Origin of the sequence: Microbacterium terregens (assembly GCF_039534975.1) — a bacterium.
Taxonomy (GTDB): domain Bacteria; phylum Actinomycetota; class Actinomycetes; order Actinomycetales; family Microbacteriaceae; genus Microbacterium; species Microbacterium terregens.
On record NZ_BAAAWH010000001.1, the window covers coordinates 2,119,225 to 2,144,022 of the forward strand.

A 24,798-nucleotide genomic window follows, 5' to 3' on the forward strand; every position below is an offset into this window, starting at 1 on the left:
TGTGGGCGTCGCAATCTTACGGTCGGAACACGATCTCCGACACAGCAGGACGGAACACGCATGCACTACGCCACCTACACGGCAGCCCGCGACGGCCTCGTCCGCGATCTTCCGGATGGCCACGAGGACCAGCGAGGAGTCTCCAACACCTCCACGTTCATCTGGGCCGACGACGAGGCAGTATTGGTCGACACCCTGCTCACCATCGATGAGAACGACAGGCTGATCGAGTGGATCCGTCACCGGGACAAGCACCTCTCGGCCGTCTACATCACGCACGGCCACGGCGATCATGCGTTCGGGGTCGGCCAGTTGCGCGAGGCATTCCCCGACGCCCGGTTCCTGGCTACGGCCGCAACGATCGCCAATCTGCGGAAGCAAGCGGCACCCGCGATGCGCGACGGCTTCTGGGAGCGGCTGTTCCCCGGGAAGATCCCCGTGCCGGTGCTTCCGGACCCGGTCGAAAGCACCTCGTTTCCCGTCGGAAGGAAGCAGGCGCACATCGTCGAGACCGGGACGACCGACAGTCCTGACACCACGGTGCTCTGGATGCCGCACGCCGGCGTCCTCGCCGCCGGCGACGTCGTCTACAACAACACCTATCCGTACCTGTCCACCACTACCGCTCAGACGCGGCTTTCATGGATCGCCGCTCTCGAGCGAGTGAAGGCGCTGCATCCGACCTGGGTCGTGTGCGCCCACAAGGATGCCACTCGACCCGATTCGGCGTCCGACATCGACGCCACTATCCAGTACCTGCGCGATGTCGCCGAAGTGGAACGTGAAGCGTCGAACGCCATCGATTTCTACCACCGGATGCTCGAACGGCAGCCAGGACGACGCAACATCGGCTCACTCTGGGGAGCGGCGACGGCGATCCTCACGACGTCCGAGGAGTCGCCGGGAGCTCGCTGAGCACTCCGGCGCACACGAACAGAGAACGGAGAGTCTTCATGTCGCACATCAGTGATCGTCTGGAGGCACTGGGCATCGTGGTTCCTCAGCAGCCCGCTCAGCCGGCGGGCGTCTACGTGCCGGCTGCGGTCAGCCGCGGGGCCGTCTACACGGCCGGTCAGCTTCCCTTCGTCAACGGCACTCTGCCGATGACCGGGAAGGTCGGTGCCGAGGTCGGTGAGCAGGATGCGCACACGCTGGCACGCACCGCTGCGATCAACGCCCTCGCCGCCGTCGAAGAGGCCATCGGCTCGCTCGATCGGGTGACGCGGGTCGTCAAGGTTGTCGGATTCGTGGCATCCGACCCGGCGTTCTTCGGGCAACCGGCCGTGCTCAACGGCGCCTCCCAACTGCTCGGCGAAGTCTTCGGTGACGCGGGCGTCCACGCGCGCAGTGCCGTCGGCGTCGCCGTACTCCCCCTGAACTCACCGATCGAAGTCGAACTGATCGTCGAGTTCGAGTGACCTTCCCTCCACCCACCACGCCGCAAGGCGCGCCAACAAGAAGGAGAAATCATGAACACCCTCACCGTCGTGCTGGTGCACGGGGCGTTCGCCGAGTCTGCGAGCTGGAACGGCGTGATCGCCGATCTCGCCGCTACGCAGATCACCGCGATCGCCACCCCCAACCAGCTCCGCAGCGTCACCACCGACGCGCAGAACGTCCGCGCCGCCGTCGACGCGATCGACGGCCACGTGCTGCTGGTGGGCCACTCGTACGGTGGCCCGGTCATCACAGCTGCGGCCGCCGGCAGCAGGAAGGTCGCAGGTCTCGTCTATGTGGCCGCGTTCGCTCCGGAGCCCGGCGAAACCGCCCTCGGACTCACCGCCCTGTTCCCCGGCAGCACACTGGGTGACACTGTGCGACCGATCCCTTTGGGGGACGGCACCAACGACCTGTTCGTCGACCGCGCGCTCTTCCCCGATCAGTTCGCGGGGGATGTTGCGTTGACTGACGCCCGCATTGCGGGTGCGACGCAGCGACCGATCCGCGACTTCGCGCTCAACGAGGGACTGCCCGGCGACGTCGCCGCCTGGAAGTCCCTGCCGTCATGGTTCGTGTTCGGGTCCGCAGACAAGAACATTCCGGTCGAGGCGCATCGGTACATGGCCGAACGGGCCGGGTCGCGCAAGACCGTCGAGGTCGACGGTGCCTCCCATTCCGTGATGGTCTCCACCCCGACCGCTGTCGCCGATCTCATCCGCGAGGCCTTCGACGCACTGTCCTGAAAGGACCGAGCCATGCCCACTTACCTGATCAATCATCTGCGAATTCCCGGCGGTGTGCCGAACGAGGAGGCGCTGCGCTATCTCGAGAACGTCGAGGCCACGGTCGCTCCTCATGGCGGACGATGGCTGGCGCAGGGGGATCCCGACACCGTCGAGGGAGCATGGCCGGGATCGGTCGTGCTGATGGAGTTCCCGGATCGCGCCGCCGCGCGAGCGTGGTACGAGTCGGCCGAATACCAGGCGATTCTGCCGATGCGCACCATGAACACGATCTCAGACCTGGTCTTCATCGACTCGCTGCCGGACGGATTCTCAGTCGCCGGCTTCGCTCGCGACATCCGAGGACTCATCGCCTCCTCGCGACCCTGACCTCCGGCGGCCTCGACCGAGTTCCACGAGGCCCATCGCACTGCGGCCGTCTGCAGGACTGCGCCCGAAGTCATCCGAGGCGCCGGCGACGGAATCCCCGCGGCTTCGTGACCCACCCGCTCTCACCGCCCCATCGTAAGGAGACTGCAATGCCCACCGACCGCGACTACGCAACGGCGCTCGATGAAGCCGAGAAGCTCCTCGGCTTCCGACTCGAGCGCTTCCTCGGAACCGCCACGACCGAGCCGGACAACGCCGAGGACTTCAAACGGATCGCCACGATCCAGGCGTTCGGAGACGCGTGGCCACGCACCGACCACCTTGACACGCGGACCCGCGCGCTCGTTTCCGTGACGATCGCGGCATCCCTCGGCGTCCTGGAACCACTCCGAGGACAGTTGCGCATCGCGCTCAACAGCGGAGCCACCAAGGAGGAGATCATCGAGGTCTTCATCCAGATCGCCGCCTACGCCGGCGTCGCGCGCGCGTTCGAAGGATATGGCATCGCGGCTGAGGTCTTCGCAGAGCACGCCTGAGCACGCTGGTGCTCCGTCGCCGAAGAGGATCGCGGACGTGCGCTCTTGCAAGACTCAGGGGCCTGCCCCGACCCCTGCATGCCATGCAGGTGCGCTACCAGCTGCGCCACAGGCGAGGTGGTGGAGGCGTATCGCGCGAACGCGCTGTTCGACGCCCACAAGGACGACCGCGAGTTCGGGCATCGGCTGCTCGCTGACGAGGCCCGCGACAACGGTGAGGCGATGTCGGACCGGACCGCGTGGCGGATCGCGTCGAGCAATGGCTGGTTCAGCGCGTTCGGCAAGCCCAAGCGGAGCAAGGCCCGCCGGCCCGGCCCGCCCGTGCACGACGACCTCTGCGCCGTCGTCGACGAGCACGGCCGGGTGCGACACGTGTTCGCCGCCGACGCCCCCGCGGCCGTTGTTGACCTCCCTGTTGACGTCAAACTCGTCGGCGAAGAAGATCAGGCCAAAGAAGAGTTGGACATCCTGCTCTCGGGAGAAGGGCTTCTTCACGCCTTGGCTGTTGAGGAGCTTGTAGCCATCCGAGTCCTCCACGTAACGCTTGAATCCACGCGCGCGAGCTATTGCTTCGTCGTAGCTCGTCAGCGGGGTGGAGTAGAGCGTTGTGTTGGCTGTGATCGCAGCCACTGCCTGCTGCACCATGTCAACAAGCAGGACGGAGGTTTCCTCGCGACGCCGCGCGCTTAGCCCGACCGCCTGATCCCCACGGTCCTCCTGCTGGCGAATGTAGTAGTCGATGACCTCTGGGAACTGCTGAATCGTCGCCTGGGCCGCCGCTGCGTACTCCTTGTCGCCCGTCGAGGGATCCGCCGTTCATCGCTCACGCGGCGATGAGGCTGCCGGCCAGGTAAGCGGTGAGGATGCGGCTGAGCCGCGGCTCGAAGTCGACGAGTGCGTGTCCGAGCCGGGGATCGGCGCGATACAGCGCCGCGATCTCGGGGGGTGGTGTCGAGATTTGCCAGAAGGTTCCGGCAATCGAGGTGGCGACGGCCACGAGGTCGCGGGCGGCTTCGTCGCTCAGAGCGGGCACCGCGCCGCGGGTGGCGGCGGCGATCCGGTCCAGATGGTCGCCGATGGCCAGTTTGTAGGCGCGTACGGCTTCCACGGAGACGTTGCGCTCGAGGTTCATCGGCGTCTGCGCGAAGAGGTCGCATAGAAGACCGCGTGCGGCCAACGTGGTCGCGAACGCGTCGGCGACCTCGGCGGGACCGGACGCGTCGGCAAGGCGGTCGCAGAGGACGGCTGTCCATTCCGCCCACCCGTCAGCCGTGAGCCGCAAGAAGATCTCCTCCCGGGTTTCGAAGTAGCGGAGCATCGCCGACTTGTGCATTGCGACGGCTTCAGCGATGTCGGTCAAGGTGATCGCGCGGATGCTCCGTTCGGCGGCGAGCGTGCGGGCGGCGTCCAAGATCGCCCGCTCGCGCACGGCCTTCGCTTCCGCGGATCGCGCGCGCTGAAACGGTGCAGAGTCAGTCATGACACCAGTTTAGCGCAACGGGGTTGTACTATTTAGCGCAATGGGGTTTCATTAACTCCATGAGTCAGACATGGTTTATCACAGGGTCCTCGCGCGGCTTCGGTCGCGCTCTCGTTCTCGCGGCACTGCGTGCGGGCGATCGCGTCGTCGCCACCGCACGCAGGCCCGAGCAACTCGACGAGGTGGTCTCCGAGTTCGGAGACAGCATCCTCCCGCTGGCGCTCGACGTCACCGATCCGAGCCGTGTTGTCGACGCCCTGCACGAGGCGCACCAGCGCTTCGGGCGCATTGACGTGGTCGTGAACAACGCCGGCTATGCCAACGTGGCCCCGATCGAGACGGCATCGGAGGAGGATTTCCGTCGCCAGTTCGAGACGAACTTCTGGGGCGTCTACCACGTGTCCCGGGCGGCGATCCCGTTGCTGCGCGAACAGGGGAGCGGCCTGATCGTCCAGTTCTCCTCCGTCGGCGGGCGGGTCGGCGGCTCCCCGGGCATCGCTTCCTACCAGGCCGCGAAGTTCGCGATCGACGGCTTCAGCCGCTCGCTCCGTGCCGAGATCGCACCATTCGGCACGAAGGTCCTCGTCGTCGAGCCCAGCGGGTTCCGGACGGATTGGGCGGGGTCGTCCATGGAGGTCCAGGATGTGCCGGAGGAGTACGCCGCGACGGTCGGCCAGGTGAGCGGTGTGCTGCGGGCGCTCGCCAGCGAGGCCCCGGGCGACCCGGCGCGTGTGGCCGAGATTCTGGTCGCACTGGCCAAGCAGTCTGAGATCCCGGAGAACCTGCCCGTCGGCGTGAACGCGACCGAAATGAGCGTCGCCCTAGACCAGAAGCTCTTGGCCTCGGACCTGCGGTGGGCTCCCGTCAGCCACTCCGCCGACATCGGCGAACCCTTCCCGGTGGAGTTTCCGCCCCCGGCTCCCTGAGCCACCCGACGTCGCCCCACCGCATCTCACCACCCCAACGCAAGGAGACTGCAATGTCCGAATCCACCGTCCGCGACTACGCGACCGCGCTCGATGAAGCCGAGAAGCTGCTCGGCTTCCGACTCGAGCGTTACCTCGGGACCGCCACGACCGAGCCGGAGAACGCCGAGGACTTCAAGCGGATCGCCACGATCCAGGCGTTCGGAGACGCGTGGCCACGCACCGACCACCTTGACACGCGGACCCGCGCGCTCGTGTCGGTGACCATCGCGGCGTCCCTCGGCGTGCTCGAACCACTCCGAGGCCAGTTGCGCATCGCCCTCAACAGCGGAGCCACCAAGGAGGAGATCGTCGAGGTCTTCATCCAGATCGCCGCCTATGCCGGCGTCGCGCGCGCGTTCGAGGGATACGGCATCGCGGCTGAGGTCTTCGCCGAGCACGCCTAAGCACGCTCGTGGTCCGTCGCCGAAGAGCATCGCAGAAGTGCGCTCTTGCAAGGCTCGGGGCGCGTCCGGAGGGGGCCAACCTCCGGCGCATCGGACCCTTCCTGGCCAGCGTCGGCTAGCCAATGCGCGAGGCGCTTCGATCAGCGCCTGCGGGCATGCGCGGATGCACCTATACGACCGCTCTTCGTACATCGCCCGAAAGGGGATCGCTTACTCGAAGAAGTCCTCGTCGACTTCGACGATCTCGACCGTCCGACGCACTTGGGTGCCAATCCGGTACCGGATCATCAGACTAGCCAGCCGCTCGCCATCGATTAGAACCACGCTCTTGCTGCTGCGGTCCGCGGCCACTTCGGCATCTCTCGTGTAGCGACTTGTGGTGAAGAACACTCCGGAGCCGGCCTTCTGTGTGTCGAGCGAGCCCAGGAATGTCCGGACAGTGTCACTGTCTACGGCGGTTTCCCGAAAGCGCTTCGCCTGGATGTAGATGCGATCGAGGCCGAGGGCGTCGCGATTGATCACGCCGTCGATTCCGCCGTCGCCGGAGGTTGTGGCGCGCAGCTTCGTGCCCTCGGTTCCGTACCCCATGGCCGTGAGCAGCGACCGAACGGTGCGCTCAAAGAAGCGCCAGTCCCGGTCGCGTAGCCGTTGAAGGAGATCCACGGCGACGCTCTGATCGGTGGCGGCCTCGGCGGCATCGAGGAGATCGTCGGGATCGCTGGAAGGAGTGTCGACGATCTCGGGCAAGGACTCGTGCTGGGTGGAAACACGACGTTTCACCTCGTATTCATCCCACGCCGGTAGCGCTTCAAAGTTCCGATTGCTTGAACTCGTATGGGTGATCCGCCAGGAAGGCGCGACCGGCGTTAGTGATGCGGAACACTCCACGACGCACCGACTCGAGCAGTCGCACACGTGTCAATGCCGACTTTGCCCATCCCACGCGGTTCTCCGCCGCGTAATTGCCCGACGGGCCGTACTGAATCAGGCGCAGATCCTCGGGTACGCCCGCGCGATCAAGCGCAGCAGAGTATAGGTCGCGCCGGGCCCATTCCCTTCCGTCCGCAGCGACCTGCAGAAGGGGATACATGAACTGCCACCACTGAGGAATACCCAACTCGGTGACGTTGAGGTCAGTCATTGAGAATCCCACAGAAGGCACCGTCAGCCAGGTGATCCCGATCACCATCCGCCACAATCGTCGCGGATTGCGCTGATCTGCTCGATGTTCAGCGCGTGCCGCTCGCCCTTCGGACGCCGCAGCGGGCTCGTCCCCTGCACGGGATTCCGCGGGATCGCATCGTGTCGGAGCGCAAACGCGAAGAGCTGGTTGAGCACGGTTCGCGAGTGGTGCGCGCGGGAGAAGGACACTGCGCTCTCTGACCTGAGAAACCACTCCACGCGGCCCGTGGTGATCTCCCCGAGGGAGAAGTGCTCGAACTGTGGCCTTACTCGGAGCCGGAGATCGTCGCGATAGTTCTTCTTCGTCCCGTCCGACAACTCGCGCAGCTCCAGATCCTCGAGCCAGAGGTCTGCGAGGTCTCGGAAGGAGCTACTGAGGTCGAGGAGTCCGCCAGCTCCAAACCCGGGTCTGTCGAGGAGACGCTCCTTCAAACGGGCTCGAGCCGCCGATTCGGTGCGCGCAGCACCGGTGACTCTGCGCAGGCGCCCGTCGGCGTCGCGGATGCGCGCGAGAGCCACGTACGAGGTGCCGCGCGTGGTAACGCTGATTGCCCCATAGGAGCCGATCAGGGTGCGTGGCCGTCCGCCGTTCATGCTGCGCCGCCCGCGTGGCGCTGCTCATCAGCCTGTTCCATGCGCTCGACCCACGCATCGATCTCGGTCTTGCGAAACCGCAACTGGGTGCCGACACGGAATCCATGCGGCCCGCGCCCCTTGCTTCGGAGGTCGTAGATCGTCTGAACGGAAACCTCCAACTCGGCGGCAAGCTCAGCCAACGAGACGTAGTTGCCGAGTCCCGACTCTGAGGTGCCACCGCTGTCCATACAGCGAAGGTGCGTGGGCGTCACCGCGTACCTTACAGATAGCTCTAGAAGGCTCGAGAGCGCGCTGCGGTTACTCGGCGAAGTGTCCAGTAAACGACTACCAAACACTCAAACTCCCTGATCGGGGAGTGAAGTTTCGGTGCTTTACCGGGAGTTTTGGTGGACCTGAGGGGACTCGAACCCCTGACCCCCTGCATGCCATGCAGGTGCGCTACCAGCTGCGCCACAGGCCCAAACGCGCCTCCTGAGCGGAGGCAACTCCCCAAGATTACTACACTGACGAGGGTGCTCTGAACCTGCTCCATGTCGGCGCTCTCCCCTACCCTCGAGTCGAGGAAAGGGGCGAAATGGCCACGCTCGGCAATATCACCTTCTACGCCGCCGACCCGCGCGCTCTCGCGCACTTCTGGTCGGGTGTCTTCCGCTATCCGGTGCTGGATTGGGACGAGCCCACGAAGGAGCAACTGATCGCGGCCGGTCTCACGGAAGAGGATCTCAGCCATCGCGCTCTGGCAGAGGACCCGGACGGCCGCGGACCACGGCTGTTCTTCCACCATGCCGATGGTCCGAAGTCAGGACGCAACCGGCTCCACCTCGACGTTCGGACCGTGAGCGACGGACGGCCCACGCGAGAACAGTTGGACACGCCGAGAGGGATCGTCTGATCGCACTGGGCGCCGCTGTCTTGCGGCTCGTCGATCAGACCTGGGGCGCGTGGCCCGAGCTGTACTACCAGTTGCAGGACCCCGAAGGGAACGAATTCTGCCTGCAGTGAGCGGCTACTCGACCGCCGACGCCGCGGGCAGTTCCACAGGCACGACGGGGCAGTCCTTCCACAGGCGTTCAAGCCCGTAGTACATGCGCTCCTCCTCGTGGAAGACGTGCACGACCAGATCGCCGAAGTCCAGCAGAACCCACCGTGACTCCTGACGGCCCTCACGACGGAGACGCTTGTGTCCCGCCTCGAGCAGCTGGTCCTCGATCTCATCCGCGATCGCTGCCACGTTGCGCTCGTTGCGCCCCGTGACCAGCAGGAAGATGTCCACGAGCGGCAGCGGGCCTGACACATCCAGGGCAACCAGGTCTGCACCGCCCTTGGCATCGGCGGCTCGCGCAGCGATGCGCAGCATGTCGCGGGCTTGCGGGGTGGCGGTCATCAGAAAACTCCAGTCACGAACGCGAGAATGAGCACACCGACCAGCGCGAGCGCGAGCACGCCAGCCGTGATGGCGAGCGTCAGCATGAGGCGCCCGCCCTTCTCCGGCGTCGGGGGCTTGATGATGTCGCCGTCGTTCTTGACGGTGCTGATCGCCGCGCTGGCGGCGATGGGCGTCGGCGACGAGTGTGCAGGCAGTTCACCGTCGATCAGAACTGCGTCGACGTCCTTGCCGTCCGCTGTCCCGTCGGCGTGGCCTGTCGAGCCCAGTCCCTCCGGCAGATTGAAGGTGCCGGTGATCAGCACCTCGCCGGTCGCGGTCACTGGTGCGACCAGGTTGGGGGCCGACGGGGTTTGGGAGAGGATCAGTGCATTGCCGGTGCCGATGGAGCCGGTGACCGATCGCGATATCAGCTGGTCGAACGAGGGCGGCAGATCCGGCTGTATGGCCGCACCGGCCAACAGCCCCGCTCCGAGTTGAGGACTGACCACAGCCTTGTCCGCGCTGTGCGCTTCTTCGGGCGCACGGGCATCGTCGTGCGTCTTCACGTCATCCAGCAGCGCCTCAGGTGACTCCGCGGGGCTGTCGGCGACTTCGGGCGTTTCGATCCCGAAGATGTCAGCAACGCTGACCTCATCGGACGAAGCCTCAGCGTCGGTTGCTTCCGCAGACTCGGGAGCCTCGACGGGCGAGGCTGCAGCCGCGGCAACCGAGGCAGCGTGCGCGGCGGCGACCTCCGGCGTGATCACCGGTACCGATGCGGTGCGGATCCGCTCCTGCTGACGTGCCTGGCGCCGCGTCAGGGGGGCGACTCCGAGATCCACGCTGGCGTCGGCCGCGGGAAGGTCGTGAATGGATGTGGGTGCAGCCGCGCGCGGGAGCGGGGCCTGCACGGGCGCGGCGGGTGCCCGAGGGGACGACTCCGCGATGTCGGGCGTGGTCGCCGAATCGGGCTGCGCGGATTCATCGGAGACGACGGGGGTCGCGCCGGTGTTGCGCTGGTCCCGCATCTGCTTGCGGGTGAGGGCGGGTGTCGCCGGCTGCTCGGGTGTGCTCATTCCTTGCTCCGGTAGAGGTGATGCTTCGCAATGTATTGGACGACCCCGTCGGGAACGAGGTACCACACGGGATTGCCGTGCTCAACGCGCTCGCGGCAGTCCGTCGACGAGATGGCGAGGGCGGGGATCTCGAGTTGGCTGACGTCTTCCGTCGGTAGGCCTGCAGTGCTCAAGACGTGCCCGGGTCGGGAGACGGCGACGAAGTGGGCGAGTTCCCACAACTCATCATGGTCCCTCCAACTGAGAATTTGCGCCAAGGCGTCTGCGCCGGTGATGAAGAACAGGTCCGCGTCGGGCCGCTGCGTCTTCAGATCGCGCAGAGTGTCGATCGTGAACGTGGGGCCGGCTCGGTCGATGTCCACGCGGCTGACGGTGAACTGCGGGTTGGATGCTGTGGCGATGACCGTCATGAGATACCGGTGCTCGCTGGGCGACACGTCGTGCTTCTGCCACGGCTGTCCGGTCGGAACGAAGACGACTTCGTCCAGGTCGAACGACTGGGCGACCTCGCTGGCCGCCACGAGGTGACCGTGGTGGATGGGGTCGAACGTCCCACCCATGACCCCGATTCTCGGGGCGCGCGTCACCGACATGCAGTCGGCCTAGTGGCCGTGCCCCGCCTGCTGCACATCATTCGCGTGAGCGGCGGCGTAGGCCTCGGCCTTGTGCGCATGCCGGTTGGCGACGTTCCGGTACGACAGGGTGACCATCGCGAGCGTACCGAACGCGACGATCGAGATGATGCCGAAGATCACGGTCTCGAGCGCCACATTGCCGGTGTGTTCGGCCTCTGCTGCGGCGAGGACGAGAAGCGAGGCGATGGTCATTCGTGCTCCGTTCGGGTTTCGCGTCGTAGCGACGACGCAGCTATCAGTTTATGTGTTCAGGGACGGACTTGGCCGGAGCCCCGCGCCAGCCACTTCGTACTGGTCAGCTCCGCGAGGCCCATCGGACCGCGTGCATGCAGCTTCTGCGTCGAGATGCCCACCTCCGCGCCGAAGCCGAACTCGCCACCGTCGGTGAAGCGAGTGGATGTGTTGGCCATGACGACGGCCGAGTCGACCTCGGCGAGGAAGCGCTCGATGTTCGCAGCATCCTGCGTGATGATCGACTCGGTGTGATGCGTCGAGTAGGACCGGATGTGCTCGAGCGCCTCATCGATGTCGGCGACGACGCGCATGGACACATCCAGGCTGAGGTACTCGGTGGACCAGTCCTCTTCGGTGGCGGGAACGACGTCGGCGGCGAGCCTGGCCACCTCCGCGTCGCCGTGCACAGTGACACCGCGCTCCTTGAGCGCGGCGACCACGGCGGGAACGAGGCGGCGGGCCGCGTCGCGGTGCACGAGGACGGTCTCGACGGAGTTGCAGACACTGGGGCGCTGCACCTTCGCGTTCACGACGATCTCGCGCGCCCAATCGAGGGGCGCTGATTCGTCGAGCAGGATGTGGACCACGCCCGCCCCGGTCTCGATGACCGGCACGGTCGATTCCGTGACGACGGTCTCGATCAGCTGCGCGCTGCCACGCGGAACGAGGACGTCGACGACCCCGCGTGCCTGCATCAGCTCCCGCGCGCCCTCGCGGCCGAACTCGTCGATGGTCTGAATCGCCTCAGGATCGACTCCGCGGGAGGCGAGGGCATCGCGCATCGCGCGCACCAATGCGGCGTTCGTCTGCTCCGCGGCCGAACCGCCGCGCAGCACGACCGCGTTGCCGGATCGCAGCGCGAGAGCAGCGATGTCGACGGTGACGTTGGGCCGCGCCTCGTAGATCGAGCCGACCACACCGAACGGCACGCTCACCTTCGTCAGCGTCACGCCGTTGGGCAGCGTCCGTTCCTCCAGCACCCTGCCGACGGGATCCGGCAGGGCGGCGATGTCCCGCACCGCCTCGGCCAGAGCAGCGACGCGCGGCTCGTCCAGGCGCAGGCGGTCCTGCAGCGACCCCGACAGTCCCGTCGCGCGGCCGCGTTCCAGGTCCTCCCGGTTCGCGGCGACGACCTCCGCGGTCGCGGAGTCGATGGCATCGGCGAGCGCCAGCAGCGCGTCGCGCTTGTCGGCGTCGCCGAGCAGGCCGATGGATCGTGCCGCGGACTTGGCGAGCAGCATCCGCTCGCGCGCGGTTGTCGCGGTGGTGGTCATCCGCCCAGTGTATCGACGGCGTGGGCCGCCGGAACGGGCCGGCGGATGGGCCCGGTCAACGACACGACAGCAGGCGAGGGATGCGGTGCGAACCAGGTGCCGATCTCATCGCCCTGCAGAGCCGAGCCCACCAGGTCGGCGCTCGTGACGAGCACGCCCACACCGGATGCCGCGGCCAACCTCGCCGCGGAGACCTTCGTGGCCGCTCCGCCGGTGCCCACACTGTTGACGACGACGGATCCGAACTCATATCCGTGAAGATCGTCACCGTACGCGACGTGCGAGATCGGCAGCGCACCAGGCTGGTCCGGCGGCCGCGTGTACAGGCATTCGATATCGCTGAGCAGCACGAGGGCATCGGCGCCGATCAACTGCGCGACCAGGGCGGCAAGGCGGTCATTGTCGCCGAAGCGGATCTCGTGGGTGGCGACGGTGTCGTTCTCGTTCACGATCGGCATGATCCGCAGACCCAGCAGGCGCTCCATGGCGCGGCGCGCGTTCGAACGCGGAGTCGGGTTCTCCAGGTCACCGGCGGTCAGAAGCACCTGACCCGCGACGATGCGGAACGGCCGCAGCGACTCCTGGTAGCGGTAGATCAGGACGTTCTGGCCGACGGCGGCTGCGGCCTGCTGCGTCGCGAGGTCGCTCGGACGCCCGTCGAGACGCAAGTACGGCATGCCGGTCGCGATCGCGCCCGAGGAGACGAGCACGACCTCCGTGCCACGGCCGTGCGCTTCGGCCAGGGCGTCGACGATCGGCGGGATCTTGCCGGAGTTCTCACCGCTGATCGAGGAGGACCCGACCTTGACGACGATGCGGCGGGCCGTGGGGATGTCCGCGCGCGTCGAGGCTGTCACACCTGCTCCTCGTCGTCCTGCCCGTTCTGCCTGGACTTGGCGGCGATGCGCTCGGTCTCCAGCTCTGCGCGCGCCTCGGATTTGGCATCCATGCGCTCGTAGTACCGTTCGCGGCGCTCGGATGTCGTGCGCCGCGGGTTCACATCGACTCGGGGGTCCGTTCCGCGCGGTGCGGTGGCAAGCTCGGCGATGGATCCCAGCGAAGGCTGCCAGTCGAAGATGACGCCGTCACCTTCGCCGATGACGACCGTCGATCCCGGCTGGGCGCCGGATTTGAAGAGCTGATCCTCCACGCCGAGCTTGTCGAGGCGATCGGCGAGGTAGCCCACAGCCTCTTCGTTCTGGAAGTCCGTCTGCTGCACCCAGCGAAGCGGCTTGGCGCCGAGGACGCGGTAGATGTCCCCGTACGTGCCACCCTCGACGCGGATCGTGAACTCGCGCTCGGAACCGTGGGGGCGGATGACGACGCGATCGACGACGGGCTTGGCCGCCTCTGCGACCCGATGCGCGGCGACGATGTCGCCCAGGGCATAGGTGAGCTGGCGGAGGCCCTCATGACTGACCGTGGAGATCTCGAAGACCCGATATCCGCGAGCCTCCAGCTCCGGACGGACCAGGTCCGCCAGGTCTCTCGCCTCGGGCACGTCGACCTTGTTCAACGCGACGATCTGCGGCCGGTCGAGAAGGGGAAGCTGCCCTTCCGGGACGGGGTAGGCCGCGAGTTCGGCGAGGATCACCTCGAGGTCGCTCAGCGGGTCGCGCCCGGGTTCCAGAGTCGCGCAGTCCAGGACGTGCACGAGCGCGGTGCAGCGTTCGACGTGGCGGAGGAACTCGAGCCCGAGGCCCTTCCCCTCACTTGCACCCTCGATGAGGCCGGGCACATCGGCGACGGTGTAGCGCACGTCGCCCGCCTGAACGACACCGAGATTGGGGTGCAGCGTGGTGAACGGGTAGTCGGCGATCTTCGGCCGGGCGGCCGAGATGGCGGCGATGAGGCTCGACTTGCCTGCGGAGGGGTAGCCGACCAGGGCGACGTCGGCGACGGTCTTCAGCTCGAGAAGGACGTCTCCTTCCCATCCGGGCGTGCCGAGCAGGGCGAACCCCGGGGCCTTGCGCTTTTGGTTGGCCAGCGAAGCGTTGCCGAGGCCGCCGATCCCGCCGGGCGCGACGATGAAGCGCATACCGGGCTCGACCATGTCCACCAGCGTCTCGCCCGAGACATCCTTGACGACGGTGCCGACCGGTACCACGAGCTCCACGGCCTCGCCGGCCGCGCCGGAGCGGTGATCGCCCATGCCGAAGCCGCCGTTTCCACCCGATCGGTGCGGCGAGTGGTGATACGACAACAGCGTCGTGACCTGGGGGTCCGCGACCAGCACGATGTCACCACCGTGGCCACCGTTCCCGCCGTCCGGGCCGGCCATCGGCTTGAACTTCTCGCGCTTCACGGACACGCACCCGTTCCCGCCCTTGCCGGCGGACAGGTGCAGCGTCACTCGGTCGACGAATGTGACCATGCGCTCCCCCTTAGGGCTCGTGGTGCCTGCTGAACAGTGCTGACTGATGAACGCAGAGGGGGCGAGCCGAAGCCCGCCCCCTCCACAGAAAACTGCGTGTGCGGCGGATTACGCCGCCGGAACCACGATGTTGACGACCTTGCGGCCGCCCTTCGCGCCGAACTCGACCGCGCCGGCCTCGAGGGCGAACAGCGTGTCGTCTCCACCGCGTCCGACGTTGACGCCGGGGTGGAAGTGCGTGCCGCGCTGGCGGACGATAATCTCGCCGGCGAGCACCTTCTGGCCGCCGAAGCGCTTCACGCCGAGGCGCTGTGCGTTGGAGTCACGACCGTTGCGGGTGGAGCTTGCGCCCTTTTTGTGTGCCATGTTCCCAGTCTCTTCCGTGCTTACTTGATGCCAGTGACCTTGACGCGCGTGAGGTCCTGTCGGTGCCCCTGGCGCTTCTTGTAACCGGTCTTGTTCTTGAACTTCTGGATCACGATCTTGGGGCCGCGCTCCTCGCCGACGACCTCGGCCGTGACGGTCACCTTCGCGAGCTTGTCAGCGTCGGTCGTGACGGTGTCACCGTCGACGAACAGAACGGCGGGCAACTGGATCTCGTCGCCGACCTTCGCGGACTGACGATCGAGAACGACGATCGTGCCGACCTCGACCTTCTCCTGCCGGCCACCGGCGCGCACAACTGCGTAGACCACTTCATACCTGTTTCTTCGGGGAGCGCGCGGCTCCGGATTGCCTGAGCAAAGACTCGATGCGGAGCAGAAATGTCGTCAACGCACCAAGGGGATACTTTACCGGATGCGCCCGCCACAAGCAAAAGCGCTCCTCCGAAGGCGCCCGCCGGATCGCCAGGTGGCTGCGTAGGATCGGATGGTGGCGATCCTCATCGACGACGCGCGCTGGCCGGCGCACGGTCGATTGTGGGCCCACCTGGTGAGCGATTCGAACCTCGAGGAACTGCATCAGTTCGCCGCCGCCAATGGCATCCCCCGGCGCGGCTTCGATCGGGACCACTATGACGTGCCCGACGAGGCGCACGCCCGCCTGGTCGCTGCGGGCGCGCGCCACGTCGACGGGCGCGTCCTGGTGAAGGCGCTCATCGCATCGGGGCTTCGTATCACGGCGAGGGAACGCCGCGAACGCTGAGGCTATTCGTCCGCCGGAGCGTGCGAGACGGGCGTCCCGGTGAGGGCAGCTGTCGTCACGCGGCGCCGCGAGCGACCCTGGCCGGGCGCCTTCGGCTCGGGAAGCGCGCTGAGCACGGAGTCCAGCAGCAGATCCTTCTCAGTCCGCGGCGCGGTCGAGGCGGCATCCGGCCGCTTCTTGCGCTGCTTCTTGGGCCGCTCCACGGGCGCCTCCGAGACAGGCGCGGCGACCGGCACGGTCTCCTCGTCCTGGTGCGAGTGGATCGTGGATGCCGCGATCTGAGCCAGGGCGGATTTCACGCCCTCGGTGATGACGTGGGTGCCACCGGCGCTGCCGTTCGCGTTCGGCGCCGCAGCCCGCGGACGACGGCCGGGAGGGGATCCGTTGCCGGTCGGCGCGCGGTGCTTCACGACGGGGTCGTGGTGGACGATGACGCCACGCCCGGCGCAGACCTCGCACGCCTCGCTGAAGGTTTCGAGCAGACCGAGGCCGAGCTTCTTGCGTGTCATCTGGACGAGGCCGAGCGAGGTCACCTCGGCCACCTGGTGCTTCGTGCGGTCGCGGCTCAGGCACTCGACCAGACGTCGCAGCACGAGGTCGCGGTTGGATTCGAGCACCATGTCGATGAAGTCGACGACGATGATGCCGCCGATGTCGCGCAGGCGCAGCTGGCGGACGATCTCTTCCGCCGCCTCGAGGTTGTTCTTCGTGACGGTCTCTTCGAGATTCCCGCCGGTCCCGACGAACTTGCCGGTGTTGACGTCGACCACGGTCATCGCCTCGGTGCGGTCGATCACGAGGGAACCGCCCGAGGGCAGCCAGACCTTGCGGTCCAGCGCCTTCTCGATCTGCTCCGTCACGCGGAACTCGTCGAACGGATCGGTGTCGCTGGCGTAGACCTCGACGCGATCGAGGAGGTCGGGAGCGACACTCTCGAGATACGCCGTGATCGTCTGATGCGCGTCCTCACCCTGGATGAGCATCTTGGTGAAGTCCTCATTGAAGACGTCCCGCACGATCTTCACGAGAAGGTCGGGCTCGGAGTGCAGCAGCGCGGGCGCTTGGATGGATTCGACCTGGCGACTGATGTGCTCCCACTGCGTGGTGAGGCGTTGGACGTCGCGGGTGAGCTGATCCTCCGTGGCCCCCTCGGCCGCGGTGCGGACGATGACGCCGGAGGATTCCGGCAGCACCTCCTTGAGGATCTTCTTCAGGCGGGCGCGCTCGGTGTCGGGCAGCTTGCGCGAGATTCCGTTCATCGTGCCGCCGGGCACGTAGACGAGGTAGCGACCCGGAAGGGAGATCTGGCTCGTGAGCCGGGCTCCCTTGTGGCCGATCGGGTCCTTCGTGACCTGGACCAGGACGCGGTCACCGCTCTTGAGCGCAAGCTCGATGCGGCGTGGCTGGTTGCCCGTCTCCACGCCGTCCCAATCGACCTCGCCGGAGTACAGCACCGCGTTGCGTCCCCGACCGATGTCGACGAACGCCGCCTCCATGCTGGGCAGCACGTTCTGGACGCGACCCAGGTAGACGTTGCCGATCAGCGATGCGTCCTGGTTGCGCGCGACGTAGTGCTCCACGAGCACGCTGTCTTCGAGCACGGCGATCTGGATGCGCCCGTTCTTGGAGCGCACGATCATCTCGCGGTCGACGGATTCGCGACGCGCGAGGAACTCTGCCTCGGTCACGACAGGACGCCGACGACCTGCCTCGCGTCCGTCGCGGCGGCGCTGCTTCTTCGCCTCGAGGCGGGTTGAGCCCTTGATCCGCTGCGGTTCGGTGATGAGCTCGACCGCGCGCTGGCGCGGCGGCTGCGGCTCTGCGGGCGCGGACGTCTCGTCCCGGCCCTCGCCGGTCCGGCGTCGGTTGCGGCGCCGCGCACTGGTCGACGAGGCGTGCTCGGCGGCAGGCTCCTCCTCGGGCAGCGGTGGCAGCGCGGGCAGCTCGGGCGCGTAAAACACGAGCTGCGTGGACACGGCGGATACGAAGACCTCGGGAAGGAGCCCGAGATCGACCGCGGACTTCGGCCCGGAATCCGCGGTCGGCGCCTCCTGCGCAGAGTCTGCGGGTGCAGGCTCCGGCTCGGTCGGTGCGACGGGTTCGTCGGCGTCGCCGGCGTCGTCGGACTCGGACGTGGCCGTCGGAGCGGGTGGCGGGTCCACCGCCTCAGCGGACGTCGGACTCGCCGCCTCGGCGGACGTGGTCACATCGAGCTCGGACTCCGGCGCGGCCGTCTCAGGAGCATCGGAGGCGCTGGGCGCTACCGGTGTGTCTGAGACGTCGGTGGATTCGAGGTGTGCATCGGTTTCATCGGCCATCACTGGCGTACTCCCTGCGGACGACACCGCGCGTCGTCCGGCGAAATCTCGTGCGGTGCCGCACCTGCGGTGCCGCTAACTCATCGGTCTGCAGCCGGCCCGTGGCTCGTGCTGCGAAGGGCGCTCATCGCCCGAAGTCTTCTGGTGACGCGTGTGGCGGCGCGGCCGCGACGCATCTCAACCATTATCGCACTTTCATGGGGCGAATGTGCCGACGCGCTCCAGAGGAGATTTTCCACGGCGGCTTCGAGCGGCATCCGCACAGACCTCGATGCCATAATCCGAGGCATGACCCAGCCCGGTTCCCGCACTCGACCGACCGCCTTGGCCGTGTGGTTCGTCCTCGCCGGCGTCGTCGGCTGGTGGGCGGCGTTCTCGCTCACCATGGAGCGGCTGCACCTTCTCGCGGACCCGGATGTGATTCTCGGCTGCGACATCAGTCCGCTCGTCCAGTGCGGCAAGAACCTCGAGTCCTGGCAGGGCAGCGTGTTCGGTTTCCCGAACCCGATTCTGGGCCTGACCGGGTGGGTGGCGCCGATCGTGGTGGGCGTGGCGATCCTGGCCGGAGCCCGGTTCGCTCGCTGGTTCTGGCTCCTGTTCGCGCTCGGCCTGACCTTCGCCTTCGTCTTCGTGATCTGGCTGATCGCTCAGAGCCTGTTCGTGCTGGGCACGCTGTGCCCGTGGTGCATGGTGACGTGGCTGGTGACCATCCCGACGTTCTACGCGGTGATCCTGCACGTCCTGCGCACCGGCATCCTCCCCGCCCCGCGATCGATCCGCAGCGGCGCCGCAAAGCTGATGGGGTGGATGCCGCTGCTGGCCGTGATCAGCTACGCGATCATCGCCGTGATCGCCCAGTTCCGCCTGGACGTGCTCGGCGCCGTCTTCTGACTAGGGGAACCAGATGTCCAACTCGCGGGCCGCGGATTCTGCGCTGTCCGAGCCGTGCACGAGGTTCTGCTGCACCTTCAGTCCCCAGTCGCGTCCGTAATCGCCGCGGATCGTGCCCGGCGCGGCGGTGGTGGGATCGGTGGTGCCCGCGAGCGAGCGGAACCCCTCGATCACGCGGTTGCCGGCGAGGCGGATGGCCACCGACGGCCCTGACATCATGAACTCCAGCAGCGGCTCATAGAACGGCTTGCCCTCGTGCTCGGCGTAGTGCTGCTCGAGGGTGTCGCGATCGGGTTCGACCAGACCGATATCGACGAGCGAGTATCCCTTCGCCTCGATACGGGCAAGGATCGCGCCGGTCAGCCCGCGGGCAACGCCGTCGGGTTTGACGAGGACGAGAGTCTCTTCGGTGGCCATGGGTCAGTCTCCATTCACAATGTCGGCTTCGGAAGCGAGTCGCGCGTTCCGCGCGTCCAGGGAAGCCCCCTTGATGGTCGCATATCCCCACATCGCGCCGAAAATGAGCGCGACCAGGGCCAGTGCGGGAACCAGGACGGCGCCGAGGGCCACCACGAGTTGCAGGGCCCAGCCCAGGGCGATGCCCCAGTGGTGGCGCAGTACGCGTCCCGTCAGCACCATCACGATCGCCAGGACGGCACCGGCGACGATCCCCCACCAGCCGGGGATCTGCGGCGGCAGCGCCCCCAACCCGTAGATCGCGAGGCCGCCGAGGAACACGACGATCGACTCGAACGCCAGCACGATCGATCCGAGCGACTCCGCGGCGCCGCGGGCACGGCGCTGTCTGGGAACTCGGCCTTCGCGTCCGCTCATTCTGCCCACCCTGCCTTCCAGTCCTCTTCCGTCGCGAGGCCGACCGCCTCGCCGGCCAGGACGACCGAACCGGCGATCACCACGGCCCGGCGGTCGGATGCCGCGGCCCACGCGCGCGCGGCCTCTGCCGCATCGGCCACGTTCGCGTGCACGGTCACGGGCAGTCCAGCGGCCTCGGCGAGATCCGCGATGAGGTCCGCGTCGTCGGCGCGTTCCGAGTCGGGCGCGGTGGCAAAGACGTGCGAGGCGATCGGTGTGAGCTCCGCGACGATGCCCGCGGCATCCTTGTCGGCGAGAACCCCCAGCACGACACCCCACTCGTCGAAGTCGAACGACTCGCCGAGGGCAGCCACCAGCGCACGCGCGCCGTGGGGGTTGTGCGCGGCGTCGACGATCACGGTCGGGCTCACCCCGACCAGCTGCAGCCGACCGGGTGAGCTCGCCTGCGCGAAACCCTCCGCGAGGATGTCGCCGGTGATCGGCTGGCTTCCGCCTCCGATCAGCGACTCGACCGCCGCGATCGCGAGCGCGGCGTTCTGGGCCTGGTGTCCCCCGAACAGTGGGAGGTACTCGTCCTGGTAGAGGCCGGCGAGACCCCGCACCGAGATCAGCTGACCTCCGACTGCCAGCCGGGCATCGCTGAGGGCGAACTGCTCCCCCTCGAACGCGATCGTGGCGTCCTTCTCGGCCGCCGCCGCGCGCAGGACGGCCTCGGCTGCGGCATCCTGTCGCGCCGACACGGCGGCGGCTCCGACCTTGATGATCCCGGACTTGACCGTGGCGATCTCGCGGATCGTCGCGCCCAGCCGATCAGCGTGGTCGATGTCGATCGGCGTGAACACCGCAACGTCCCCGTCGGCCGTGTTCGTCGAGTCCCACGACCCGCCCATGCCGACCTCGAGCACCAGGACGTCGATGGGGGCGTCCGCGAACACCACGAACGCCAGGACGGTGAGCAGCTCGAAGAACGTCAGCGGCGCATCGTCCGCCGCAGCCAGCTCGGCGTCCACGAAGTCGACGAACGGAAGGATCTCGTCCCAGGCGTCGGCCACGGCCGCGTCCGACACCGGCTCGCCGTCGATCATGATCCGCTCGGTGAAGCGTTCCAGATGGGGACTTGTGAACAGACCCGTGCGCAGCCCGTGCGCGCGCACCAGGCTCTCGATGATGCGGCTGGTGGATGTCTTGCCGTTGGTGCCGGTGACGTGGACCACCCGGTAGGTGCGCTGCGGATCGTCCAGCAGCTCCAGCACTCGCCGGGTCCGCTCGACACGCGGCTGGACCCAGCGCTCACCCTGGCGCTGCAGGAGCGCGTCGTACACGGCGTCCGCGCGATTGCGATCGCTCATCGGGCGTCCTCGACCTTCGTCAGTATCCTGCTCACCGAAACAGTGAAGTCTCCCGCGTTGGCGAAGGTGCCCTTCGCGAACTCCGTCGCGTGGTCTGCGCCTGCCGTTGACAGCGTGGCGTCCCCGAGCAGCACGGTCGCCTCGGCGTCCGTGACCGCGTACTGGAGCGCGAGCGTCTCGCCCGCGACATCGGCGGTGTCGAACGCGGATGCCACCGCCTCGCCGTCCGTCGAGGAGCGGAAGGTGAGCACGAGACGGATGCGGTCGCTCACGTCGAACCCGGCTGCCTTGCGTGTGTCCTGCACCGCACGCACGACGTCGCGCGCCAGGCCCTCTGCTTCCAGCTCAGGGGTGGAGTTCGTATCGAGCAGTACGAAGCCGCCGCGCGGCAGAACCGCGAGGGCCTCGCCCTCGGGGCGCCCCGTCGTCTCGAGCACGAGGTCGTACTCCCCCGGCTCCAGCGCGATCGCGCCCGCGGTCACCACCCCGTCCGTCTCGGACCAGTCACCGGCCTTGGCCGCTTGGATCGCCTGCTGCACCCGCTTGCCGAGCCGAGGACCCGCGGCGCGCGCATTGACCGAGAGCCGGTGGGAGATGCCGTACCGCGACGCCGTGTCGCCCTGCAGATCCACGAGCTCGACCGACTTGACGTTGAGCTCCTCACGCAGGATGTCCTCGAACTGACCGAGCGAGGCGGCACGCGCCGCGACGACCGTCAGTCGTGCCAGCGGCAGCCGCACACGCCGTCCTTCACGTTTGCGCAGCGCGTTGGCCACCGACGAGACCTCGCGGACGGCATCCATCGCCGTACGGATGTCATCCGCAGCCGGGAAGGCCTCGGCATCCGGCCAATCCTCCAGATGGACGCTGCGCCCGCCGGTGAGCCCCTGCCAGACCCGCTCGGACACCAGCGGGATCAGCGGTGCCGCGACCCGGGTGAGCGTCTCGAGGACCGTGTACAGGGTGTCGAACGCCTCGCGGCTCTTCGGATCGCCGCTCACGCCCACCCAGAACCGGTCGCGCGAGCGTCTGATGTACCAGTTGGTGAGGGCTTCGGCGAAGTCACGCAGCTTCGCCGCGGCAGTCGTGGAGTCCAGACCGTCCAGATCGGCCGCCACCTCGCGCACCAGATCGCCGGTGCGCGCCAGGATGTAGCGGTCCAGGACGTCCGTGGAGTCGGTGCGCCAGGTCGCCTCGTACCCGCCCCCGCCGGGGCCGCCGGCAGCATTCGCGTACGTGGAGAAGAAGTACCACGCGTTCCACAGCGGCAGGAGGAATTCCCGCACGCCCTGCCGAATGCCCTCCTCGGTGACGACGAGGTTCCCGCCACGCAGGACCGAACTCCCCATCAGGAACCATCGCATCGCGTCCGAGCCGTCGCGGTCGAAGACCTCGGACACGTCGGGGTAGTTGTGCAGAGACTTCGACATCTTCTGGCCGTCGCTGCCGAGCACGATGCCGTGGCAGCTCACCCCGGTGAACGCCGGCCGGTCGAACAGTGCGCCGGACAGGACGTGCATGACGTAGAACCAGCCGCGGGTCTGGCCGATGTACTCCACGATGAAATCGGCCGGCGAGTGCTCCTCGAACCATTCGTGGTTCTCGAACGGGTAGTGCACCTGCGCGAACGGCATCGAGCCCGAGTCGAACCACACATCCAGCACGTCCTCGATGCGGCGCATCGTGCTCGCGCCGCTCGGGTCGTCGGGATTCGGGCGGGTCAGATCGTCGATGTACGGACGATGCAGGTCGACCTGGCCGGCAGGGTCGCGCGGCAGCCGCCCGAAGTCGCGTTCGAGATCTGCCAGCGAGCCGTACACGTCGACGCGCGGGAAGTCGGGGTTGTCGCTCTTCCAGATCGGGATCGGCGAACCCCAGTACCGGTTCCGGCTGATCGACCAGTCGCGGGCGCCCTCGAGCCACTTGCCGAACTGCCCGTGTTTGACGTTCTCCGGAACCCAGGTGATCTGCTCGTTGAGCTCGACCAGGCGGTCCCGGGTGTCGGTCACGCGGACGAACCAACTTGAGACGGCCTTGTAGATGAGCGGGTTGCGGCACCGCCAGCAGTGCGGGTACGAGTGCTCGTAGCTCGCCAGGCGCAGCAGTCGACCGCCCTGTCGCAGGATGCGCACGAGCGGGGTGTTCGCGTCCATCCACAGCTGACCGGCGACATCGGTCACCGCGGGCAGGAACTTTCCGCCGTCGTCGAGGCTGAGGATCGTCGGGATGCCGGCAGCTTCGGCGACCCGTTGGTCGTCCTCGCCGTACGCGGGAGCCTGATGGACGATCCCCGTCCCGTCGCCGGTCGTCACGTAGTCGTCGACGAGGATCCGCCACGCGTTCTGCGTCCCGTACTCCTCGGCGTCGGCGTAGTAGTCGAACAGGCGGTCGTAGTGCACGTCCGCCAGATCGGAGCCGAGGTGCACCGCCTCGACCGCCGCCACGGCATCCGAGGAATTCTCGTACCCGAGGTCCTTCGCGTAATTCGGCAGCAGGTCCTCGGCCAGCAGATAGCGGTGCGACTGCGCCTCTGCGGGGTCGTGGGCGGCGCCGCCGGTCGCCGAACTGTCGGCGGGATCGTGATGGACGTCCGCGGCACCCAGCGGACCCCCGGGGACGACGACATATCGGATGCCGGGGCCGACGGCGAGGGCGAGGTTGGTCGGGAGCGTCCACGGTGTGGTGGTCCAGGCGAGGGCGCGCACGGCGGTCAGTCCGAGCGCCTCGGCCTTCACACCGACGAGGGGGAAGGTCACCGTCACCGACGGGTCCTGGCGCATCTTGTAGACGTCGTCGTCCATGCGCAGCTCGTGGCTGGACAGCGGCGTCTGGTCGCGCCAGCAGTACGGGAGCACGCGGTAACCCTCGTAGGCGAGCCCCTTGTCGTAGAGGGTCTTGAAGGCCCAGAGCACGCTCTCCATGTAGTCCGTGTCGAGTGTCTTGTAGCCGCGGTCGAAATCGACCCAGCGCGCCTGACGCGTGACGTACTCCTGCCACTCACGGGTGTACGCGAGCACCGACTCGCGAGCCTTCGCGTTGAAGGTCGCGACGCCCATGCGCTCGATCTCTTCCTTCTCGGTGATGCCCAGCTGCTTCATCGCCTCCAGCTCGGCCGGCAGGCCATGCGTGTCCCAGCCGAAGACGCGGTCCACGCGATTGCCGCGCATGGTCTGGAACCGCGGGAAGAGGTCTTTCGCGTACCCGGTGAGCAGGTGGCCGTAGTGTGGCAGCCCGTTGGCGAACGGAGGGCCGTCGTAGAAGACCCACTCCGGTGCGCCCTCGCGGTTCTGGATGGATGCCTGGAACGTGTCGTCGGCGTTCCAGAAGTCGATGACCTCGCGCTCGATCGCAGGGAACCGCGGGCTCGGTGGTACGTCGGGTCCGGACTTGGGGTAGGTCATGTCACTCCAGCAGGTTGCGATGCTTCCTGCGAGGACGATCCTCCTGTTCGGGAGAACCGCGGTACCACCCCGCGTTGCGACGGCCTCAGGAACGTGCGCTCCGTCGGCGTGCCACTCTCACTGCGGCTGTGACGGGCCTGCCCCGTCCGGTTCTACTGAGGGCTGACGCCCGGTTCTTCCG

At 67.4% G+C, this 24,798-nt stretch carries 30 protein-coding genes, 1 tRNA gene and 1 pseudogene; 12 read left to right on the forward strand and 20 right to left on the reverse strand.

Annotated features, from left to right (window positions below):
* Nucleotides 1-60: 60 nt before the first annotated feature.
* The 6 genes from ABD655_RS09680 to ABD655_RS09705 all read left to right on the forward strand — a co-directional run bounded on the left by ABD655_RS09680 (nucleotide 61) and on the right by ABD655_RS09705 (nucleotide 3,778).
* The gene (locus ABD655_RS09680) at nucleotides 61-915 is read left to right on the forward strand and encodes an MBL fold metallo-hydrolase (protein ID WP_344713543.1); all 855 of its coding nucleotides are present in this window, start codon (nucleotides 61-63) and stop codon (nucleotides 913-915) included.
* A gap of 38 nt (nucleotides 916-953) precedes the next feature.
* On the forward strand, nucleotides 954-1,418 hold the full coding sequence (locus ABD655_RS09685; protein WP_344713545.1) for a RidA family protein: 465 nt from the start codon (nucleotides 954-956) through the stop codon (nucleotides 1,416-1,418).
* A gap of 51 nt (nucleotides 1,419-1,469) precedes the next feature.
* Complete coding sequence (locus tag ABD655_RS09690) at nucleotides 1,470-2,183, forward strand: alpha/beta fold hydrolase (RefSeq protein WP_344713546.1); 714 nt, start codon at nucleotides 1,470-1,472, stop codon at nucleotides 2,181-2,183.
* Between the two features lie 12 nt (nucleotides 2,184-2,195).
* Complete coding sequence (locus ABD655_RS09695; RefSeq protein WP_344713547.1) at nucleotides 2,196-2,552, forward strand: DUF1330 domain-containing protein; 357 nt, start codon at nucleotides 2,196-2,198, stop codon at nucleotides 2,550-2,552.
* A 149-nt stretch (nucleotides 2,553-2,701) separates the two neighbouring features.
* A complete protein-coding gene (locus tag ABD655_RS09700) occupies nucleotides 2,702-3,088 on the forward strand; it encodes a carboxymuconolactone decarboxylase family protein (RefSeq protein ID WP_344713548.1) in 387 nt (128 codons plus the stop codon).
* Between the two features lie 120 nt (nucleotides 3,089-3,208).
* Nucleotides 3,209-3,778, forward strand: coding sequence for a hypothetical protein (locus tag ABD655_RS09705; protein WP_344713550.1), 570 nt, complete (start codon nucleotides 3,209-3,211; stop codon nucleotides 3,776-3,778).
* Between the two features lie 133 nt (nucleotides 3,779-3,911).
* On the opposite strand, the gene ABD655_RS09710 is transcribed toward ABD655_RS09705, so the two are convergent.
* Nucleotides 3,912-4,568 carry a TetR/AcrR family transcriptional regulator gene (locus ABD655_RS09710; protein WP_344713552.1) on the reverse strand — a complete coding sequence of 219 codons (657 nt, stop codon included), beginning with the start codon at nucleotides 4,566-4,568 and terminating at the stop codon, nucleotides 3,912-3,914.
* A gap of 59 nt (nucleotides 4,569-4,627) precedes the next feature.
* Between ABD655_RS09710 and ABD655_RS09715 the strand changes: the two genes are divergently transcribed.
* Entirely contained in the window at nucleotides 4,628-5,494 is an 867-nt protein-coding gene (locus ABD655_RS09715) for an SDR family NAD(P)-dependent oxidoreductase (RefSeq protein ID WP_344713553.1), read from the forward strand.
* A 53-nt stretch (nucleotides 5,495-5,547) separates the two neighbouring features.
* Complete coding sequence (locus tag ABD655_RS09720; RefSeq protein WP_344713555.1) at nucleotides 5,548-5,940, forward strand: carboxymuconolactone decarboxylase family protein; 393 nt, start codon at nucleotides 5,548-5,550, stop codon at nucleotides 5,938-5,940.
* 210 nt (nucleotides 5,941-6,150) lie between these two features.
* Here ABD655_RS09720 and ABD655_RS09725 read toward each other — a convergent pair whose 3' ends face one another.
* From ABD655_RS09725 to ABD655_RS09745, 5 genes are all read right to left on the reverse strand, one after another.
* Nucleotides 6,151-6,687, reverse strand: coding sequence for a restriction endonuclease (locus ABD655_RS09725; RefSeq protein ID WP_344713557.1), 537 nt, complete (start codon nucleotides 6,685-6,687; stop codon nucleotides 6,151-6,153).
* A 61-nt stretch (nucleotides 6,688-6,748) separates the two neighbouring features.
* Nucleotides 6,749-7,129 carry a winged helix-turn-helix domain-containing protein gene (locus ABD655_RS09730; RefSeq protein WP_344713558.1) on the reverse strand — a complete coding sequence of 127 codons (381 nt, stop codon included), beginning with the start codon at nucleotides 7,127-7,129 and terminating at the stop codon, nucleotides 6,749-6,751.
* A complete protein-coding gene (locus ABD655_RS09735) occupies nucleotides 7,123-7,716 on the reverse strand; it encodes a phage integrase central domain-containing protein (protein WP_344713560.1) in 594 nt (197 codons plus the stop codon). The genes ABD655_RS09730 and ABD655_RS09735 overlap by 7 nt, the downstream gene beginning before the upstream one ends.
* Nucleotides 7,713-7,946, reverse strand: a complete 234-nt coding sequence (locus ABD655_RS09740; protein ID WP_344713562.1) for a helix-turn-helix transcriptional regulator — start codon at nucleotides 7,944-7,946, stop codon at nucleotides 7,713-7,715. The genes ABD655_RS09735 and ABD655_RS09740 overlap by 4 nt, the downstream gene beginning before the upstream one ends.
* A gap of 157 nt (nucleotides 7,947-8,103) precedes the next feature.
* A tRNA-Ala gene (locus ABD655_RS09745) sits at nucleotides 8,104-8,179 on the reverse strand.
* A 114-nt stretch (nucleotides 8,180-8,293) separates the two neighbouring features.
* On the opposite strand from ABD655_RS09745, the pseudogene ABD655_RS16970 reads away from it, so the two are divergent.
* Both ABD655_RS16970 and ABD655_RS16975 read left to right on the forward strand, forming a co-directional pair.
* Nucleotides 8,294-8,419 (forward strand): annotated as a pseudogene (locus ABD655_RS16970) (VOC family protein); the annotation flags it as partial.
* Nucleotides 8,386-8,721, forward strand: coding sequence for a VOC family protein (locus ABD655_RS16975; RefSeq protein WP_425561669.1), 336 nt, complete (start codon nucleotides 8,386-8,388; stop codon nucleotides 8,719-8,721). The pseudogene ABD655_RS16970 and the gene ABD655_RS16975, both read left to right, overlap by 34 nt.
* A gap of 4 nt (nucleotides 8,722-8,725) precedes the next feature.
* Here ABD655_RS16975 and rsfS read toward each other — a convergent pair whose 3' ends face one another.
* The 9 genes from rsfS to rplU form a co-directional block, all read right to left on the reverse strand.
* Entirely contained in the window at nucleotides 8,726-9,103 is a 378-nt protein-coding gene (gene rsfS, locus ABD655_RS09755) for a ribosome silencing factor (RefSeq protein ID WP_344713565.1), read from the reverse strand.
* Complete coding sequence (locus ABD655_RS09760; RefSeq protein ID WP_344713567.1) at nucleotides 9,103-10,161, reverse strand: hypothetical protein; 1,059 nt, start codon at nucleotides 10,159-10,161, stop codon at nucleotides 9,103-9,105. The genes rsfS and ABD655_RS09760 overlap by 1 nt, the downstream gene beginning before the upstream one ends.
* Nucleotides 10,158-10,754: a nicotinate-nucleotide adenylyltransferase gene (gene nadD, locus ABD655_RS09765; RefSeq protein WP_344713568.1), complete on the reverse strand. Its 597-nt coding sequence runs from the start codon at nucleotides 10,752-10,754 to the stop codon at nucleotides 10,158-10,160. The genes ABD655_RS09760 and nadD overlap by 4 nt, the downstream gene beginning before the upstream one ends.
* A 9-nt stretch (nucleotides 10,755-10,763) precedes the next feature.
* A complete protein-coding gene (locus tag ABD655_RS09770) occupies nucleotides 10,764-10,988 on the reverse strand; it encodes a hypothetical protein (protein ID WP_344713570.1) in 225 nt (74 codons plus the stop codon).
* Between the two features lie 56 nt (nucleotides 10,989-11,044).
* Nucleotides 11,045-12,304, reverse strand: a complete 1,260-nt coding sequence (locus tag ABD655_RS09775; protein WP_344713572.1) for a glutamate-5-semialdehyde dehydrogenase — start codon at nucleotides 12,302-12,304, stop codon at nucleotides 11,045-11,047.
* A complete protein-coding gene (gene proB, locus ABD655_RS09780) occupies nucleotides 12,301-13,161 on the reverse strand; it encodes a glutamate 5-kinase (RefSeq protein WP_344713574.1) in 861 nt (286 codons plus the stop codon). Before proB ends, ABD655_RS09775 begins: the two co-directional genes overlap by 4 nt.
* Complete coding sequence (gene obgE, locus ABD655_RS09785; RefSeq protein ID WP_344713575.1) at nucleotides 13,158-14,678, reverse strand: GTPase ObgE; 1,521 nt, start codon at nucleotides 14,676-14,678, stop codon at nucleotides 13,158-13,160. Before obgE ends, proB begins: the two co-directional genes overlap by 4 nt.
* A gap of 108 nt (nucleotides 14,679-14,786) precedes the next feature.
* On the reverse strand, nucleotides 14,787-15,044 hold the full coding sequence (rpmA, locus tag ABD655_RS09790) for a 50S ribosomal protein L27 (protein ID WP_344713576.1): 258 nt from the start codon (nucleotides 15,042-15,044) through the stop codon (nucleotides 14,787-14,789).
* A 20-nt stretch (nucleotides 15,045-15,064) separates the two neighbouring features.
* A complete protein-coding gene (rplU, locus tag ABD655_RS09795) occupies nucleotides 15,065-15,373 on the reverse strand; it encodes a 50S ribosomal protein L21 (protein WP_344713578.1) in 309 nt (102 codons plus the stop codon).
* A gap of 178 nt (nucleotides 15,374-15,551) precedes the next feature.
* Here rplU and ABD655_RS09800 point away from each other — a divergent pair, with 178 nt between their 5' ends.
* Nucleotides 15,552-15,824, forward strand: a complete 273-nt coding sequence (locus ABD655_RS09800) for a DUF4031 domain-containing protein (RefSeq protein WP_344713579.1) — start codon at nucleotides 15,552-15,554, stop codon at nucleotides 15,822-15,824.
* A 2-nt stretch (nucleotides 15,825-15,826) separates the two neighbouring features.
* Here ABD655_RS09800 and ABD655_RS09805 read toward each other — a convergent pair whose 3' ends face one another.
* Nucleotides 15,827-18,142 carry an Rne/Rng family ribonuclease gene (locus ABD655_RS09805; protein WP_344713581.1) on the reverse strand — a complete coding sequence of 772 codons (2,316 nt, stop codon included), beginning with the start codon at nucleotides 18,140-18,142 and terminating at the stop codon, nucleotides 15,827-15,829.
* A 288-nt stretch (nucleotides 18,143-18,430) separates the two neighbouring features.
* Between ABD655_RS09805 and ABD655_RS09810 the strand changes: the two genes are divergently transcribed.
* The gene (locus ABD655_RS09810) at nucleotides 18,431-19,033 is read left to right on the forward strand and encodes a vitamin K epoxide reductase family protein (RefSeq protein ID WP_344713583.1); all 603 of its coding nucleotides are present in this window, start codon (nucleotides 18,431-18,433) and stop codon (nucleotides 19,031-19,033) included.
* On the opposite strand, the gene ndk is transcribed toward ABD655_RS09810, so the two are convergent.
* Genes ndk through ileS form a run of 4 tightly spaced genes read right to left on the reverse strand, consistent with a single transcriptional unit; the run spans nucleotide 19,034 to nucleotide 24,617 of the window.
* Nucleotides 19,034-19,450, reverse strand: a complete 417-nt coding sequence (ndk, locus tag ABD655_RS09815) for a nucleoside-diphosphate kinase (RefSeq protein WP_344713584.1) — start codon at nucleotides 19,448-19,450, stop codon at nucleotides 19,034-19,036.
* A gap of 3 nt (nucleotides 19,451-19,453) precedes the next feature.
* Complete coding sequence (locus ABD655_RS09820) at nucleotides 19,454-19,867, reverse strand: DUF4233 domain-containing protein (protein WP_344713585.1); 414 nt, start codon at nucleotides 19,865-19,867, stop codon at nucleotides 19,454-19,456.
* Nucleotides 19,864-21,216, reverse strand: a complete 1,353-nt coding sequence (locus tag ABD655_RS09825) for a bifunctional folylpolyglutamate synthase/dihydrofolate synthase (RefSeq protein WP_344713586.1) — start codon at nucleotides 21,214-21,216, stop codon at nucleotides 19,864-19,866. Before ABD655_RS09825 ends, ABD655_RS09820 begins: the two co-directional genes overlap by 4 nt.
* Nucleotides 21,213-24,617 (reverse strand): isoleucine--tRNA ligase, encoded by a 3,405-nt coding sequence (gene ileS, locus ABD655_RS09830; RefSeq protein ID WP_344713587.1) that lies wholly within the window; start codon nucleotides 24,615-24,617, stop codon nucleotides 21,213-21,215. Before ileS ends, ABD655_RS09825 begins: the two co-directional genes overlap by 4 nt.
* Between the last annotated feature and the right edge of the window lie 181 nt (nucleotides 24,618-24,798).

Coding starts and splice junctions, on each gene's coding strand:
- ABD655_RS09805 (WP_344713581.1), bottom strand. CDS start 18,142: ATGGCCGATGAAACCGATGCACACCTCGAATCCACCGACGTCTCAGAC.
- ABD655_RS09690 (WP_344713546.1), top strand. CDS start 1,470: ATGAACACCCTCACCGTCGTGCTGGTGCACGGGGCGTTCGCCGAGTCT.
- ABD655_RS09775 (WP_344713572.1), bottom strand. CDS start 12,304: ATGACCACCACCGCGACAACCGCGCGCGAGCGGATGCTGCTCGCCAAG.
- ABD655_RS09735 (WP_344713560.1), bottom strand. CDS start 7,716: ATGAACGGCGGACGGCCACGCACCCTGATCGGCTCCTATGGGGCAATC.
- ABD655_RS09820 (WP_344713585.1), bottom strand. CDS start 19,867: ATGAGCGGACGCGAAGGCCGAGTTCCCAGACAGCGCCGTGCCCGCGGC.
- ABD655_RS09710 (WP_344713552.1), bottom strand. CDS start 4,568: ATGACTGACTCTGCACCGTTTCAGCGCGCGCGATCCGCGGAAGCGAAG.
- obgE (WP_344713575.1), bottom strand. CDS start 14,678: ATGGTCACATTCGTCGACCGAGTGACGCTGCACCTGTCCGCCGGCAAG.
- ABD655_RS09685 (WP_344713545.1), top strand. CDS start 954: ATGTCGCACATCAGTGATCGTCTGGAGGCACTGGGCATCGTGGTTCCT.
- nadD (WP_344713568.1), bottom strand. CDS start 10,754: ATGTCGGTGACGCGCGCCCCGAGAATCGGGGTCATGGGTGGGACGTTC.
- ABD655_RS09825 (WP_344713586.1), bottom strand. CDS start 21,216: ATGAGCGATCGCAATCGCGCGGACGCCGTGTACGACGCGCTCCTGCAG.
- rpmA (WP_344713576.1), bottom strand. CDS start 15,044: ATGGCACACAAAAAGGGCGCAAGCTCCACCCGCAACGGTCGTGACTCC.
- ABD655_RS09715 (WP_344713553.1), top strand. CDS start 4,628: ATGAGTCAGACATGGTTTATCACAGGGTCCTCGCGCGGCTTCGGTCGC.
- ABD655_RS09700 (WP_344713548.1), top strand. CDS start 2,702: ATGCCCACCGACCGCGACTACGCAACGGCGCTCGATGAAGCCGAGAAG.
- ABD655_RS09730 (WP_344713558.1), bottom strand. CDS start 7,129: ATGGTGATCGGGATCACCTGGCTGACGGTGCCTTCTGTGGGATTCTCA.
- ndk (WP_344713584.1), bottom strand. CDS start 19,450: ATGGCCACCGAAGAGACTCTCGTCCTCGTCAAACCCGACGGCGTTGCC.
- ABD655_RS09680 (WP_344713543.1), top strand. CDS start 61: ATGCACTACGCCACCTACACGGCAGCCCGCGACGGCCTCGTCCGCGAT.
- rsfS (WP_344713565.1), bottom strand. CDS start 9,103: ATGACCGCCACCCCGCAAGCCCGCGACATGCTGCGCATCGCTGCGCGA.
- ABD655_RS09760 (WP_344713567.1), bottom strand. CDS start 10,161: ATGAGCACACCCGAGCAGCCGGCGACACCCGCCCTCACCCGCAAGCAG.
- ileS (WP_344713587.1), bottom strand. CDS start 24,617: ATGACCTACCCCAAGTCCGGACCCGACGTACCACCGAGCCCGCGGTTC.
- ABD655_RS09695 (WP_344713547.1), top strand. CDS start 2,196: ATGCCCACTTACCTGATCAATCATCTGCGAATTCCCGGCGGTGTGCCG.
- ABD655_RS09740 (WP_344713562.1), bottom strand. CDS start 7,946: ATGGACAGCGGTGGCACCTCAGAGTCGGGACTCGGCAACTACGTCTCG.
- ABD655_RS09720 (WP_344713555.1), top strand. CDS start 5,548: ATGTCCGAATCCACCGTCCGCGACTACGCGACCGCGCTCGATGAAGCC.
- ABD655_RS09810 (WP_344713583.1), top strand. CDS start 18,431: ATGACCCAGCCCGGTTCCCGCACTCGACCGACCGCCTTGGCCGTGTGG.
- ABD655_RS09770 (WP_344713570.1), bottom strand. CDS start 10,988: ATGACCATCGCCTCGCTTCTCGTCCTCGCCGCAGCAGAGGCCGAACAC.